Annotated in this window: 10 protein-coding genes and 1 tRNA gene; 5 read left to right on the top strand and 6 right to left on the bottom strand. The window is 73.5% G+C overall.

Going from position 1 to position 14,303, the window contains the following annotated elements; genetic code table 11:
* Positions 1 to 89: 89 nt before the first annotated feature.
* The 3 genes from glmU to ABT112_RS06155 all read right to left on the bottom strand — a co-directional run bounded on the left by glmU (position 90) and on the right by ABT112_RS06155 (position 2,465).
* Complete coding sequence (gene glmU, locus ABT112_RS06145; protein ID WP_351506068.1) at positions 90 to 1,553, bottom strand: bifunctional UDP-N-acetylglucosamine diphosphorylase/glucosamine-1-phosphate N-acetyltransferase GlmU; 1,464 nt, start codon at positions 1,551 to 1,553, stop codon at positions 90 to 92.
* Positions 1,554 to 1,670: 117 nt separating this feature from the next.
* Positions 1,671 to 1,742, bottom strand: a tRNA-Gln gene (locus ABT112_RS06150).
* Between the two features lie 42 nt (positions 1,743 to 1,784).
* The gene (locus ABT112_RS06155) at positions 1,785 to 2,465 is read right to left on the bottom strand and encodes a helix-turn-helix domain-containing protein (protein ID WP_351506070.1); all 681 of its coding nucleotides are present in this window, start codon (positions 2,463 to 2,465) and stop codon (positions 1,785 to 1,787) included.
* Between the two features lie 155 nt (positions 2,466 to 2,620).
* Here ABT112_RS06155 and ABT112_RS06160 point away from each other — a divergent pair, with 155 nt between their 5' ends.
* Positions 2,621 to 4,189, top strand: a complete 1,569-nt coding sequence (locus tag ABT112_RS06160) for a sensor histidine kinase (RefSeq protein WP_351506071.1) — start codon at positions 2,621 to 2,623, stop codon at positions 4,187 to 4,189.
* 544 nt (positions 4,190 to 4,733) lie between these two features.
* On the opposite strand, the gene ABT112_RS06165 is transcribed toward ABT112_RS06160, so the two are convergent.
* Both ABT112_RS06165 and ABT112_RS06170 read right to left on the bottom strand, forming a co-directional pair.
* Positions 4,734 to 5,237 carry an SUKH-3 domain-containing protein gene (locus ABT112_RS06165; protein ID WP_351506073.1) on the bottom strand — a complete coding sequence of 168 codons (504 nt, stop codon included), beginning with the start codon at positions 5,235 to 5,237 and terminating at the stop codon, positions 4,734 to 4,736.
* Between the two features lies 1 nt (position 5,238).
* The gene (locus tag ABT112_RS06170; protein ID WP_351506075.1) at positions 5,239 to 5,745 is read right to left on the bottom strand and encodes a YwqJ-related putative deaminase; all 507 of its coding nucleotides are present in this window, start codon (positions 5,743 to 5,745) and stop codon (positions 5,239 to 5,241) included.
* Positions 5,746 to 6,058: 313 nt separating this feature from the next.
* On the opposite strand from ABT112_RS06170, the gene ABT112_RS06175 reads away from it, so the two are divergent.
* From ABT112_RS06175 to ABT112_RS06185, 3 genes are all read left to right on the top strand, one after another.
* Positions 6,059 to 7,036 (top strand): SMI1/KNR4 family protein, encoded by a 978-nt coding sequence (locus tag ABT112_RS06175; RefSeq protein WP_351506077.1) that lies wholly within the window; start codon positions 6,059 to 6,061, stop codon positions 7,034 to 7,036.
* A 5-nt stretch (positions 7,037 to 7,041) separates the two neighbouring features.
* Positions 7,042 to 9,843, top strand: a complete 2,802-nt coding sequence (locus ABT112_RS06180) for an SUKH-4 family immunity protein (RefSeq protein WP_351506178.1) — start codon at positions 7,042 to 7,044, stop codon at positions 9,841 to 9,843.
* 308 nt (positions 9,844 to 10,151) lie between these two features.
* On the top strand, positions 10,152 to 11,081 hold the full coding sequence (locus ABT112_RS06185; RefSeq protein WP_351506079.1) for a coiled-coil domain-containing protein: 930 nt from the start codon (positions 10,152 to 10,154) through the stop codon (positions 11,079 to 11,081).
* A gap of 204 nt (positions 11,082 to 11,285) precedes the next feature.
* Here the strand turns inward: ABT112_RS06185 and ABT112_RS06190 are convergent, their stop codons facing one another.
* Positions 11,286 to 12,845, bottom strand: coding sequence for an MDR family MFS transporter (locus ABT112_RS06190; protein WP_502975254.1), 1,560 nt, complete (start codon positions 12,843 to 12,845; stop codon positions 11,286 to 11,288).
* Between the two features lie 534 nt (positions 12,846 to 13,379).
* On the opposite strand from ABT112_RS06190, the gene ABT112_RS06195 reads away from it, so the two are divergent.
* A complete protein-coding gene (locus ABT112_RS06195) occupies positions 13,380 to 14,021 on the top strand; it encodes a hypothetical protein (protein WP_351506081.1) in 642 nt (213 codons plus the stop codon).
* The last annotated feature ends 282 nt before the right edge of the window (positions 14,022 to 14,303 follow it).

Raw genomic sequence — 14,303 nt, forward strand, 5'->3', positions numbered from 1 at the left:
AGCAACAGTCTCCTTGCCAGCTGAAAAATGGTGGGGACACTTTTCGTGTGCTTATCACGGTACGCCCCGCACGGCGCACCCTTTGACGGTCACTGCTCGCCGTCAGGCTCCTTGCGAGCAGCCGAAGCGGCCTGCGCGGCGGCACTACCCGGGCGCTTACGCGCGACCCAACCCTCGATATTGCGCTGCTGGCCGCGCGCGACCGCCAGCGCACCCGGGGGCACATCCTTGGTGATCACCGAGCCGGCAGCGGTGTAGGCACCGTCCCCGACCGTGACCGGAGCCACAAACATATTGTCCGAGCCCGTCCTGCAATGCGAGCCCACCGTCGTGTGGTGCTTGTGCTCTCCGTCATAATTCACGAACACACTCGCCGCACCGATATTGGTGTACTCACCGATCGTGGCGTCACCGACATAGGAGAGATGCGGCACCTTCGCGCCCTCCCCGATCTCGGCATTCTTCATCTCCACATACGTCCCGGCCTTCGCCTTCCGGCCCAGCCGCGTCCCCGGCCGCAGATACGCATACGGCCCCACGTTCGCCTCCGCGCCGACGTGCGCACCGTCCGCCACCGTATTGATCACCCGGGCGCCCTCACCGACCACCGTGTCCGTCAGCGTGCAGCCCGGCCCCACCTCGGCGCCCGCGGCCAGATGCGTCGCACCGTGCAACTGCGTCCCCGGATGCACCACCACGTCCGGCTCGAACGTCACCGCCACATCCACCCAGGTCGACGCCGGATCCACCACCGTCACACCACTCAGCATCGCCTCGCGCAGCAGCCGCTCGTTCAGCAGCCGGCGCGCCTCCGAGAGCTGCACCCGGTTGTTGATCCCCAGGATCTCCCGGTGATCCGCCGCCACCGCGGCACCCACCCGGTGCCCCGCCTCCCGCAGAATGCCGAGCACATCCGTGAGGTACTCCTCGCCCTGGCTGTTGTCCGTACGGACCTTCCCCAGCGCATCCGACAGCAGCGCGCCGTCGAACGCGAACACCCCCGAATTGATCTCGGTGATCGCCCGCTGCGCCTCGGTGGCGTCCTTGTGCTCGACGATCGCGGTGACCGCGCCGTCCGCCGGGTCCCGCACGATGCGGCCGTAGCCGGTGGAGTCGGGGACCTCGGCGGTGAGCACGGTCACGGCGTTGCCGTCGGCGGAGTGGACGTCGGAGAGGCGCTGGAGCGTCTCCCCGGTCAGCAGCGGGGTGTCGCCGCAGACGACGACCACGGTGCCGCCGGCCGGCGCCGCGTCACCGCCTCCGGCCAGCTCCTCCAGGCCCATGCGGACCGCGTGGCCGGTGCCGTTCTGCTCGTGCTGCACGGCGGTACGGGTGGCGGGGTCGATCTCGGCGAGATGAGCGGAGACCTGCTCACGGGCGTGGCCGACGACCACGACGAGGTGCTCCGGGTCGAGCTCACGGGACGCGGCGACGACGTGGCCGACGAGGGAGCGACCGCAGAGGGAATGCAGGACCTTGGGGGTCGCCGACTTCATGCGGGTGCCCTCACCCGCTGCGAGAACGACGACGGCTGCCGGGCGGTTGGCGCTCACGGGTGTGCCCTTCGGCTTCGGGTGGTGGACACCCGCAGGATACCGGGGTGATTCGGGCCGGAAACGCGGGCGGGTCCCGACCGGAAACGGTCAGGACCCGAGGAAGGGGAAGGCGAGCTCCGCTGCCAGGACTCGAACCCGGACTTACTGGACCAAAACCAGCAGTGCTGCCGATTACACCACAGCGGATAGCAAACTTGGCCAATCAGGACAAGTGTCCGGACCGGTTGCCTAGATCGTCGATCCGGCCCCCACCACTATGCCGTACCACCAGCCCTCGATGCGACGGTAAAGGTCGGCGCCGTCCCGGACGGAGACCGTCAGGCAACCGCGATAGGCGGGCCCGGTGTTCGTCCGCACCGTTCGTGGATTGTGCCGCTTGAGTGTCGTCGCCCCGAACGCCGCTGCGTCGGCGCCGACCAGCTCCGCCCAGTAGCGCTCGGCGGCGGCCGCGTCGGCCGACTCGTGGATCGCCACGTGGAAGCCCAACCGCTCCCGGCCCACCCCGAGGAGCCGGAGCCAGGCCAGATAGACGCGGATCATGTCGGGGTCGCTGTTGATGAACCGGACGCGTTCGCTCGGCCGGGCGGGCTTGGACTTCGTCCCCTCCGACCAGTAGAGCCCCACCCCGATCAGGAACAGCTCCCGGTCGGTGAGCCGGCCGACCTGCTGCGCGGCCGCGAGTTTCGTCTGCTGGCGGGTGATGTCCCGTGCTCGCCGGTGGGGTGCCCAGCGGGCCTCGGCCATCAGGCGGGCGTGGTCGGCGCGGCGGTCGGGCTTCGGGAGGTCCCGGACCCAGAGCGAGACCGAGCTCTTCGAGACGCCCAGCCGGGCCGCGATCGCGTCGTACGTCTCTCCGGCCCGGCGGAGCTCCCGGGCGCGCTCCCGTAATTCGGTTTTGGCTTGAACCATATGCTCAGCCTGCCGGTGTATTCCCCGTCATGTATCGAAAATCTGCCTGATTCATTGTTTCGGGTGGAAGACATGGATATCGCGGGTGTTCACCGGGGTTGTCGGTGCCGACGGGGACCCGGAATAGGCCGGCACCCGCCCGTACGCTGGTGCGTATGACCACAACGGGGGTAGTCACGGAGAGCGGTGCGCAGGTGCCGGGAGGTCCGTGGTGGTGGGCCAGACGGCGGAGCATGGTGCTGGACATCGTGCTCGCCGTCGTCGCTGCCGTGGAGTGCGTGTTCGAGGGGATGGCCTTCGCACACGAGGTACGGATTCCGGTCACGCTCGGGGTGCTGCTGGGGCTGGTGTCCGGGGCGTCGCTGGTGTTGCGGCGGCGGTGGCCGGTCGCGGTGGTGCTGGTCTCGATCGCGGTGATCCCGGCGGAGATGGGCTTTCTGCTCGGCATCGTCGCGCTGTACACGCTGGCCGCCTCGGAGGTGCCGCGCCGGGTGACGGTCGCGGTGGCGGGGATGTCGCTGGCGGGCACGCTGCTGATCACGTTCATCCGTTTCCACCAGGACGTGCAGCAGGAGGGCTATGCGCCGCCGGTCTGGGTGACGGTGCTGGTCTCGGTGCTGATGGCGCTGGGGCTGACCGCTCCTCCGCTGCTGCTGGGCCTGTACGTCGGGGCGCGGCGCCGGCTGGTGGAGAGCCTGCGGGAGCGTGCGGACGGGCTGGAGCGGGAGTTGTCGCTGCTGGCGGAGCGGGCCGAGGAACGGGCGGAGTGGGCGCGGAGCGAGGAGCGGACGCGGATCGCCCGGGAGATGCACGACGTGGTGGCGCACCGGGTGTCGTTGATGGTGGTGCATGCGGCGGCGTTGCAGGCGGTGGCGTTGAAGGATCCGGAGCGGGCGTCGCGGAACGCGGCTCTGGTGGGGGACATGGGGCGCCAGGCGCTGACGGAGTTGCGGGAGATGCTGGGGGTGCTGCGGACGGGTGAGGGGTCGGTGTCCGTGGCGGACCCGGAGGGGGCTGCCGTGGGTGTGCCGGGGGCCGCTGCGGGTGCCGCTGCGGTCGGGGGTGCCGGGGGGCCGGGGGGCTTGGCGGGCGCTGCGGGTGCGGCGGGTGCTGCGGGTGCGGCGGGTGCGGCGGGTGCGGCGGGTGCTGCGGGTGTGGTGCGGCCGGTCGTGGCTGAGGGGGCTGTGGGCGGGGTGCCGGAGGGGGCGTCGCCGGGGGTTCCGGCGGGGATGTCGACGGGGATGTCGGCGGGGGTGCCGGTGGGGGACGGTCCGCAGTTGAGCGAGTTGGGGACGCTGGTGGGGGAGTCGCGGGCGGCGGGGATGGTCGTGGAGCTGTCGGTGGAGGGGGAGGAGCGGTCGTATGCGCCGCAGGTGGAGCAGACGGCGTACCGGGTGGTGCAGGAGGCGTTGACGAACGTGCACAAGCATGCGGCGGGGGCGCGGGCGCGGGTGAGGCTGGCGCGCCGGGAGGCCGAGGTGGCGGTGCTGGTGGAGAACGGGCCTGCTGCGGAGGGCGGTTCGGATGCGCGTTTGCCGAGCGGGGGCAATGGGCTGGTGGGGATGCGGGAGCGGGTGCGGGCGCTGGGCGGGGGGTTCGTGTCGGGTCCGACTGAGGCGGGGGGGTTCCGGGTGTCGGCGGTGCTGCCGGATCGGGGGGCGGGTGCGGGCGCCGGTGCCGGTGCCGGTTCGGGTGTGGGGGGTGGCGCGCCGCGTATGGCGTGAGGTTTCGTGCGGGGGCCGCGTGCGGTTCGTTTGTGCGGGCCTTGGTTGTGTGGGTGCGGGTGTGTGGGTGGTTTCGGGGGTGGGGGCTCCGGGGTGGGGGTTCCGGAACGTATATTTACGGGCCCTGGGGGCCCACAAATACACGGAAGTTTCCGGAACCCCCACCCCTGCGCCCCCACCCCCTTGGGTTCACCCCGCCCTGCCGGCCCCAGCTGCCGTCATGTCCGGGCCTGGTCGGTGGCACCGCGCCCTTGTGTTCACTCAGTCCTGCGGGCCCGGGCCCTTGCGTCCGGACCGCTCGGCCCGTCGTGGCGCGCCGTCTGACGTTCATCCCGCCCTGCGGGGCCCGCTGCCGTCGTGTCCGGGCCGGGCCGGTGGTGCCGCGCCCTTGCGTTCGCTCAGTCCTGCGGGCCCGCGCCCTTGAGTCCGGGGTGGTGTCACCCGGCCCTGCTGCTCCGCTTCTTGCGTTCGGGTCTTGGTGCGGGGGCGTGTGGCTGAATGCCGGCGCTTATTCCCTGCTTGTGTCCGGGGTTCGGTGGGTCGGTCAGCGGCTTGCGGTCAGGCGGGTGGGGGCGGTGCCGGTGAGGAGGGTGGCGAGGGCCTGGTCGACGTCGGCGCCGAGGTACCAGTCGCCGGTGTGGTCGAGGCTGTAGACGCGGCCTTCGGTGTCGATGGCGAGGGCGGCTCCGGTGCCGCCGGTCTCCTCGCCGAGGGGGCAGATCTCCGTGCCGAGGGCGCGTCCGAGGTCGGCGAGGGTGCGGGCGAGGTGGAGGCCGCGCAGCGGGTCGAAGACGAGCGGGGTGGGGGCGATGTGGCGTCCGGGTCCGGCGGGGACGATGCGCAGGCCGCCGAATTCGGCCCAGGCCTCGACGGCGGCGGGGAAGACGGTGTGCCGGTGTCCGACGGGGGAGGTGTGGGCGCGCAGCGCGTCGGCCCAGATCTCGGCCTGGGTGATGTTCCAGCGGCCGGGTTCCCAGCCGGCTTCGCGCAGGGCGGCGTCGACGGGTACGGGGAAGCGGGTGGCGGCGGTGCGGTCGAAGGCGCGCACATCAGCTCCCGTTCGTCGGGTCGATGGCGCGGACGCCGAAGTGGGCGAGGAGTGAGGCGCAGGAGCGGCAGGGCGGGGCGTAGGCGCCGTGTTGCGGGTCGCCGTCCTCGCGGATGCGCCGGGCGGTGAGTTTGGACTGTTTGAGGGCGCGCCGGGCTTCGCCGTGGGTGAGAGGTTTTCGGGAGGCGCGTTTGCTGCGGGCCGATTCGGTGCCGGTCAGGTAGCGGGAGAGCAGCAGTGCTTCGGGACATCGGCCGGTGAAGCGTTCCCGCCGGTCGGTGGGGAGGGTGTCGAGGAAGTCCTGCACCAGGGGGTGGAGGGCGGGTGGCCGGCCGACTTTGGGGGCGGTGGCGGTGAGGGTTTCGCCGCGGACGGAGAGGGCGGCTGCGACGGCGGGCAGGATGCCGTCGCGGCGGTGGAGCAGCGGGGGCGGGCCGACGGTGTCGTCGGTGCTGCTCCAGCTGAGCCGGGGGTCGCCCGGTGGTGGTGCTGCTTCGGTTGCGCTCATGGTGGTGCTTCCCTCCCGTGCAATCCCCCGAGTTGCGGGGACAGCCTGCCAAATGGGCAGGCGGATGGGGAAGCCGAGGGGGAGGCTGCGGCGCGTCGTTCGACCGGTGGTCACGGGTGGGTGACGGGACGTCACCGATGGATGCTCATCCGGGTGGGCCGTGCCGGCCGGTGCGATGCGGGGTGGGGAGCCGTCCGGCCGGTGCGGGTGCCCCGGGGCGGGCTGCGGGCCGTGGTCCGCGGGGGCGGGCCCGCCTGCGTCGGCAGCGCATAGGCTGTGCGCATTCAGCCAGACGCAGCAGGGGGCATCCGCCATGACGACAGGTCGGCTCGGGCAGCAGGCCGCGCCACCGAACACGGCCTACGCCGGGCAGGTCGTGCACTTTCCGGACCCGGTCCGGGCCGCTCGGCACCCGAAGGGCGTGCAGGTGGACGGGGACGGTTTCCCGGATTTCTCCCCGTATGCCCGCGCTGCCGCGGAGATCGCCGACCCTCCGGAGGGTTTCGGTGTCGACGAGCTGCGGCTGACGGACTACGTGTCGGCGAACGCCGCGCTGCACGCCGACGGGCACGAGCTCTGGGCCAGTCTGTCGCCGGTGGCCACGCCGCACGGCTGGACGTGGCATCACGTGGCGGGCACGCGCCGGATGGAGCTGGTCCCGGTCGAGGTGAAGGCGCTGCTGCGGCACCACGGCGGGCTGGCGACGGCCGCGGTGGACCAGACCAAGCGCGGCACGCGGCCTTTGCAGGAGACCCGTCCGGCGCACTTCGGGCTGCCGGCGCGGTCGTTGGCGGTCACCGAGGAGCAGGTGGCCGGTGTCGAGGAGGATCTCGGCTACCGGCTGCCGGGGGCGTACCGGGCGTTCCTGAAGGCGGCGGGCGGCTGCGCGCCGGTGGGGGTGGCGCTCGACGCGGAGCTGGGGCTGCTGGTGGACCAGCCGTTCCTGGCGGTGCGGGACGAGGCCGCGGTCAATGACCTGGTGTATGCCAACAAGTGTCTGCGGGACCACCTGACCAAGGACTATCTGGGCGTGGCCTTCGTGCAGGGCGGCGTGGTCGCGGTGAAGGTGAAGGGGCAGGCGACGGGTTCGGTGTGGTTCTGCGCGTACGACGACGCGCGGGACCGGGACGGCCTGTCGGTGCAGGAGCGGGTCGAGTCGCTGCTGCTGCCCTGCGGTGACGATTTCGACGACTTCCTCCAGCGGCTGGCGGGCAGCCCGCCGGAGCTGGAGACCGTCGCGAACCTGATGGTGGACGGCGGCTTCGCGCGTGCCGTCCCGGTGGAGGGGTGAGCGCGATGGTGACGTTCGCGCAGGCGCAGGAGCGCGGGGAGCGCTGGGTCAACACCGATGTGGCTCCGTACCAGCAGCGTGAGGTGCGGGTGCGGGAGTTCGACCTGGGTTTCGTGGTGTGGGCCGAGGGCCGGGAGGGCGGTCCGGGGGACGGCGGTTCCTCGGACGGCTGCCGGGCCCGGATGGTGATCGCCCGGGACAGCGGGGAGGCCACGCTGTGGCCGGGGCTGCCGGTGGGCGAGGTGATCCGCCGGTACGAGGAGCTGTACGGCGTGGCCGATGACGACGCCGCGGCGGATGTGCCGCCGCAGCGGATCGATCTGGAGGCGACGTCGTTCCTGCTGACGCCGCCGCAGTGGCTGCAGGACGCGGCGGACGCGATCGGTATTCCGGATCAGCGGTCGCAGGGGTCCGGGTCGGCCGCGGGCGGTGCGCCGACGGCGGGCGGGGGCGGTTCGTCCTCGGCCGCGGGTGCGTCGCAGTGGCCGGAGGCGGGTTCGGGCGCCGGGTCCGGTGGGGGCGCGTCGGCGGACTCCGAGCCGACGGCCTCGGACGGTGTTCCCGCGCGGCCGGGCGGCTCCTCGGACGGCGCGGGTGCGTCGTCGGGGGGTACGCCGTGGGCCGACGCGACGCCGCGGGGCGATGACGACGACCGGTCCGTGGGCCTGCCGCAGACGGTGTTCGCGCCGCCGCTGTCCGGTGTGGACGGGGGCGGCACTCCGCCGCCCGCGGCGAGTGCCGAGGCGAAGACCGCGCTGATGTCGGGCGGCAGCCAGTTGCCGCCGACGGCGGTGTCCCCGGCGCTGGGCAGTGAGGCGGATCCGGGTTGGGGCGAGCCGGCCGCCGGCGCTCCGCAGCGGCCGCCGGGCCCTCCGGACGCGGGCCGGCGGCCGGGGCCGAACGCCGCGGACATCGCGGACGCGGACACGGCGCGTGCTCCGCGCGGTGCGGGCCCCGGTACTCCGCCGCCCGGTGCGCCGGGCACGCCGGGAGCGGGCGCTCCGGCGTCGGGCCCGGGTGCTCCGGGCGCGCCGGCGGGCGGCTACATCCCGACGCAGCTGGCTCCGGCGCTGCCGCCGGAGAGCGCGGACCCGAACGGTCCGCGGCCTCCGGGTGTTCCGGGCGTTCCCGGTGCGGGCGCGCAGCCCCCCGCCGGGCCGGGGCAGTCCGGCCGGCCGGGTGGTGCTCCGCAGCCTCCGGGCCCGCCGGGTGCTCCCGGTCAGTCGGGTGGTCCGGGTGGTGTGCATCATGCGGCGACGATGCTGGCCGGTCCGGGTACGGGTGGTCCGGGTGCTCCGCAGCCTCCCGGTCCGCCGCCGGGCGCTCCGGGCGCGGGTGCCGCGCAGCCTCCGGGCGCTCCCGGGGTGCCGGGTTCGGGTGCTCCGCAGCCTCCGGGGCCTCCGGGTGCTCCCGGTCAGTCGGGTGGTCCGGGTGGTGTGCATCATGCGGCGACGATGCTGGCCGGTCCGGGTACGGGTGGTCCGGGTGCTCCGCAGCCTCCCGGTCCGCCGCCGGCCGCTCCGGGCCCGGCCGCCCCGCAGCCTCCGGGCCCTCCGGGCGCTCCCGGGCAGCAGGGCGTACCGGGGCCGACGGGTGCGCAGGGACAGCAGGGTGCGCCGGGTGGGGTGCATGCCGCCGCCACCGTGTTCGCGCCGCCCGGCGCGCCGATGCCTCCGCAGGGCGGTCCCGGCGCGCCGCAGCCGCCCGGTGCTCCCGGTGTGCCGCCCGGGGCCCAGCCGCCCCAGGGCGCGCCCGGCGTGCCCCAGGGTGCGCCCGGTGTGCCGCCGGGCGGGTACGGCTACCCGCAGGCCCCGAACGGTCAGCCCATGGTCGGCCCCGGCTACATGGCCGTCCTCCGCTACCGCGCGCAGGACGGCTCGGAGCAGCAGCTCATCCGCCGTTCCGCGCCGGGCACCCCGCACCCGGAGTGGCAGATCCTGCACGAGCTGCGCGCCATGGGGGTGCCGCCGCAGCAGGTGCTGGAGCTGCACACGGAGCTGGAGTCCTGTGATCTGCCAGGCGGCTACTGCGCCCGGATGATCCGGGAGACCTGGCCGCAGGTGCGGATCAGCCACACCGCCGCGTACGGCCTCGATCACGCCTCCCGTCAGCAGGGCGTCCGGCATCTGATCGATCATCAGGGTGAGCTGCACCAGGTGGCGGACGGGCCCGCGCGGCCGGCGCCGAACCGGGTGCCGCTGCCGCACCCGAGCCAGGTGCAACGGGTTCCCCCGGTTCCGGCGGAGGGCCTGGCGCAGGAGCTGATGCAGGCGTTCGGTCCGCAGGGCGTGTTCCGTTTCGACCAGCGTGCGGTGTCCCGGCAGGGCGTTCCGGACGTGGTCGGGCAGACCCTCGTCTGGGCCGGGCTGCCGCTGGACATGGGCCCGTTCTTCTGGGCGCAGGCCCAGCCGGGCCGCCCGGTGCCCACGCTGGCGGAGCTCGCCGCCGAGCGTGCGGTGCAGCCGGCTCCGGACGCGGCGTCGTACCTGGTGATGGGCAGCGACTTCGGCCGTCAGCTGTGTGTGCAGTACGGCACGGCGGCGATCGTGGCGGTGCCGGTGGAGGCGGGCCCGGGCGGGCAGCCGGTGGCGCCGCAGTTCGTCAACTCCGGGCTGCCGGAGTTCGTCCGCTGCCTGGCGCTGCTGGGCCGGATGTGGCGGCTGCGGTTCGGGCTGACGCCGGACCAGGCGGGCCGTTGGACCGTCGACTTCCAGGCGCAGCTGGCCGCCCTGGACCCGGCGGCCCTGTCGTCGCCGGACAACTGGTGGGCGGTGCTGCTCGAGCAGATGTGGGACGGGCTGTTGTAGGCCCTTTCGACTCGTGTCGCCCCGACGAACGGGTGTGCCGGACCGGGCGTCCGGCCTGTGGAAACAGGCCGGACGCCCGGTCCTTTTGTGCTGCCGGTTCGTGCTGCCGCTGTCCGGTGGGCCCGGGGCCGTGGGTGCCCCGGATGCCCGTCCGGCCGTGGTGCGGCCGGTGGGGCGGTTCCGTACTCGGGTGCTCTCGGCGCATCCTTGGGCAGGAGTGTGGCGGAGTGTCGCGTTATGAGTGGATCGCTCCGATCCAGAAAGATGGCGCGCAGAGCGTTGCATGACGGACCAAAAGGGGCTTCAAGATGAGTGCGTCTGTGTCACCTCACGGCTTCGCCGTCGTTCGCGGCCGGGAACGCGGCTACGGTCCCGCGCAGGTCGACCGTGCCGTGGGCCGGCTGTCGGCCGACCGGGACGAGGCCTGGGAGCGCGCGGCGCGGCTCACCGTCCTCGCCAAGGAGTTGGAGGAGGAAGTCCAGCGGCTGCAGGCCGAGGTCGCGGCGCTGCCACCGCAGACGTACGAGGCGCTGGGGCCGCGGGCGCAGGAGATGCTCGCCATCGCCGAGGCCGAGGCGGCGGGTCTGCGGGAGCGGGCGGAGGTCGCGGCGCGGGAGTTCCGGGAGGAGGCGGAGGAGGAGGCGCTCGCGGTCCAGGACGGGGGGCGGACCTATGCCGTCGAGGTGCGGGGCGAGGCGGAGGCGTGGGCCGAACGGTGCGCGGTGGCGGCCCAGCGGGTGGTCGACGATCTGCGGACCGGGGCCCGGCAGGACGCCCAGGAGTGGCGTACGGACGCGACGGCGGTGCTGACGGAGGTGCGCCGGCGGACCGCCGCGCTGCTCGCCGCGCAGGAGCAGGAGATCGCCGAGCGGGCGGCGGAGGCCGAACGGGCGATCGCCGACGCGGAGGCGGAGTCGGACGCCCGGATCGAGAGCCTCTTCGAGCGGGCGGAGGCGACGCTGGGGGAGGCGCAGCGGGCGCACACCGAGGTGGAGCAGGCGGCGCGCGCCTGGCAGGAGGACGCGGAGACGCGCGGCGCGGAGCTGGTGGCGCGGGCCCGGGCGTGGGAGGAGCGGGTGGAGCAGGAGACCGAGCGGCTGCTGCAGGAGCACGAAGGGCAGCGGGAGGAGCTGCGGGAGCACATGGCGCGGGTACGCAGCACGCTGTCGGGGCTCGCGGGCGGGATGGAACGGGACCCGGGCGCGGTGCCCGGGCCGGCGCCGCGCCCGGAGGGCTGACGGGGGGTCGGTGCGGCGGGCGGGTTCTCCGGGCTCCGGGCGGGTGCTCGGGGGGCTCCGGGCTCCGGGCGGCTGCGCGGGGCGTTCTCCGGGACGTGAGGGTGCCGGTCCCGGCGGCGCTGTGCCGACGCCGTGCTCCGTCGGGCTCCCGGCGGTGAAGGCCCGGTGGGGCGTGGACGTCACGGGGGCCGGGCCGGCCCGTGCTCAGTCCGTCTCGCCGTCGGGCAGGACCGGGAAGCGGCGCGGCGCCAGGAACAGCAGGACGAGGAAGGCGAGGACGGCTGCGGCGGCGGCCCCCACGTACACATGGTCGACGGCCGTGTCGACCGCGCGCCGCAGGTAGTCCGCTGCCGGGGCGCTGAGCGACCCGGGGTGTTCCAGGGCGTGGGAGACGGAGTCGAGGTCGTCGGGGAGCCCGGAGCGCATCGCGGCCGGTGCGGTGGCGAGATGCCGGGCCAGGGTGGCGTTGGCGACGGCTCCGAAGAGCGCCGCTCCGACGCTCTGGCCCACCTGCCGGCAGAACAGGACGGATGCGGTGGCGGTGCCGCGTTCGGCCCACCGCACGGTCGACTGCACGCCCACGATGAGCGGCAGTTGGAAGATGCCGAGGGCGGCGCCGAGCAGCAGCATGATCAGGGCGGGCTGCCAGGGGGCTCCGGGGTAGGGCAGCAGGGGGAAGGCGAGCAGGATCAGGGCCGCCGCGCCGATGCCGACGAGGGCGCTGCGCCGGAAGCCGATGCGGTTGTAGACGTGGCTGCTGAGCGCGGCGGACAGCGGCCAGCTCAGCGTCATGACGGAGAGGACGAATCCGGCGGCGATGGGGCCGAGGCCGAGGACGGACTGGGCGTAGGTCGGCAGGAAGACCGTCGGGGCGATCATGAGCAGGCCGAGCGCGCCGAGCGCCAGGTTGACGGCCGCGATGGTGCGCCGCTTCCAGACCCAGCCCGGAATGATCGGTTCTGCCGCCCGCCGTTCGGTGGCCACGGTGGCCGCCGCGCACAGCGCTCCGGCGCCGAACAGGGCGAGCGACGGGGCGGACAGCCAGGGCCAGGCGACCCCGCCCTGGACGAGGGCGGTGAGCAGCAGCCCGCCGCAGGCGAACACGCCCAGGGCGCCGGCCCAGTCGATGCGCGGCTTCCGGTCGCGGGCCCGGCGGGGCTCGTGCAGGTGACGGAGGATCAGCCACACCGCGACCGCGCCGACCGGCAGGTTGATCAGGAAGATCCACCGCCAGTCCGCGTAGGCGGCGAGCAGCCCGCCGACGGCGGGGCCGGCGACGGCCGACACGGCCCAGACCGTGGACAGCCGGGCCTGGATCCGGGGCCGTTCCTTCAGCGGGTAGAGGTCGGCGGCGACGGTCTGGACGGTGCCCTGGATCGCCCCGCCGCCCAGCCCCTGCACCACCCGGAAGGCGATCAGGGCGGCCATGTCCCAGGCGCCGGCGCACAGCAGCGAGCCCAGGAGGAACAGGCTGATCCCGCAGACGAGGACCGGCTTGCGGCCGAAGGTGTCGGACAGCTTGCCGTAGACGGGCAGCGTGACCGTGACGGCCAGCAGGTAGCCGGAGAAGAGCCAGGAGAAGACGGAGAAGCCGCCGAGGTCGCCGACGATCTGCGGGACGGCGGTCGAGACGATGGTGCCGTCGAGCGCGGCCAGTGCCATCGCGAGCATCAGCGCGGCGACCACGGGCCCGCGGCGGGCCGCCGGCGGGGAGCCGGAGGCAGGCGCCGCGTCCCGGCTGGTACGTCCTGCGGTCCCGCCCACGCTTCCCCCTCCGTCGGTCTGTGTACCCCACACCCTTCCATGCCGGATGAGTCCGGAGAACGGGCCGGAGGGGCGTGGCTCGGGAGGCCCGGGCCGTCAGCGGCGGGCGGGCGACGCGTCCTGTCGGTCACCTCGTGCGGCTCATCTCCGGCCGCCGGTCCTCCCCTGGCGGTCATCCCTTAGGGGGAGGCATGCGGCTTCTCCCCTCCCGTGGCTCGTCCCGGCGGAGGAGGTCTGCGATGTCCGCCGCTCCCTAACCTGTGGAGCGGGCCCGACCCGGAGGTGGGGCCCGACCGGGGGCGCATTCGGTGCCGGGCAAAGCCGCCACTGAACGCGATCACGACGGCCCGGGTGCGCTGCGGGGGAGCGCACCCGGGCCGCGTCGTCTCGTGGGCCCGGGTTTCCCACGATGCGGACTCGCCACTTCCTGGTCGCGTCCCGGTCGAGTTCCCGAGAGGCCTCAGGGGCGGCTCGGATGTGCTTGCAGTAGCGTGCTGGACAGTCCAACTACCAGCGAGAGTACGGAAGTTGAAAATGCGACAGCGAGCACGGATTCCCGCGGCGGCCCTGTTGGCGGCTTCGGCGATGCTGCTGGCAGCCTGCGGAGGGGAGTCCGAACCCTCCCCGAAGGGGATCGAAGGGGCGAAGAAGGCCGGATCGGAGACTCCGAGTGCGTCGCCCTCGGCCCCTGCGGGCAGGCCGAGCGTCGGGTTGCCCGACGACCTCGAAATGAACTTCGCCTGGGGCGGAACCGGGAAACCTGCTGAGGATGCCGTTTACAGGGACGCCGAGCAGTTCTTCCGGGGAATGAAGCGAGCCAGCGCACGGAATGACCTCAAGGACCCTGCCTACCTGTTCTACTCGACGGCCGGCGGAACGAAATACGCCGCTACGCAGATCGGTCTGAACATCAAGGAAAACCTGGCTCCCACCGGGAAGGACCGGTACTTCGACGGCAAGGTGGCCATCAAGGACGGGACCGCCGGACTGGTGACGTGCCGGGACCAGAGCAAGGTGTTCAGCAAGAATAAGAAGACGAATAAGGTCTACAGGAACGCCCCTGACCCGAAGACTAGCTACAGCCGTTACACGCTCCGTCTGGAGAAGGGCGCCGAGGGAGTCTGGAAGGTCTCCTCCGTCTACGTGACCGAGGGGGTGAAGGAATGCATGCCGTGACCGTCCGCACGGCGCCGAGCGCCGTCGGTCATGTCGACGAGGTCGGCTGAGTCCCCCCACTCCTCGCCGCGTGGCGTCGGCTGCAGGCTCGGGATTCACCGTCGCACCCGGCTCCCCGCGCCCGCCACCCCGGAGCGTAAGGGCGCGAGCCCGTCCCCAGGCCCCCGCTGCCCGGTATCCCCGCAGGTCACAGCCCAGGCTCCCGCCCCTCTCCCGCTGCCCGCCCCCGGCTGTCGGTGCAGCGACGTACTCTGGACCAACCCGGCCCGTTTCCACGTGTCG

Source organism: Streptomyces sp. NPDC002055 (assembly GCF_040296705.1).
Taxonomy (GTDB): domain Bacteria; phylum Actinomycetota; class Actinomycetes; order Streptomycetales; family Streptomycetaceae; genus Streptomyces.

Excerpts from the sequence above, each read along its gene's own strand:
- ABT112_RS06170 (WP_351506075.1), bottom strand. The coding sequence starts at position 5,745 with ATGAGCGCAACCGAAGCAGCACCACCACCGGGCGACCCCCGGCTCAGC.
- ABT112_RS06160 (WP_351506071.1), top strand. The coding sequence starts at position 2,621 with ATGACCACAACGGGGGTAGTCACGGAGAGCGGTGCGCAGGTGCCGGGA.
- ABT112_RS06175 (WP_351506077.1), top strand. The coding sequence starts at position 6,059 with ATGACGACAGGTCGGCTCGGGCAGCAGGCCGCGCCACCGAACACGGCC.
- ABT112_RS06195 (WP_351506081.1), top strand. The coding sequence starts at position 13,380 with ATGCGACAGCGAGCACGGATTCCCGCGGCGGCCCTGTTGGCGGCTTCG.
- ABT112_RS06180 (WP_351506178.1), top strand. The coding sequence starts at position 7,042 with ATGGTGACGTTCGCGCAGGCGCAGGAGCGCGGGGAGCGCTGGGTCAAC.
- ABT112_RS06155 (WP_351506070.1), bottom strand. The coding sequence starts at position 2,465 with ATGGTTCAAGCCAAAACCGAATTACGGGAGCGCGCCCGGGAGCTCCGC.
- ABT112_RS06185 (WP_351506079.1), top strand. The coding sequence starts at position 10,152 with ATGAGTGCGTCTGTGTCACCTCACGGCTTCGCCGTCGTTCGCGGCCGG.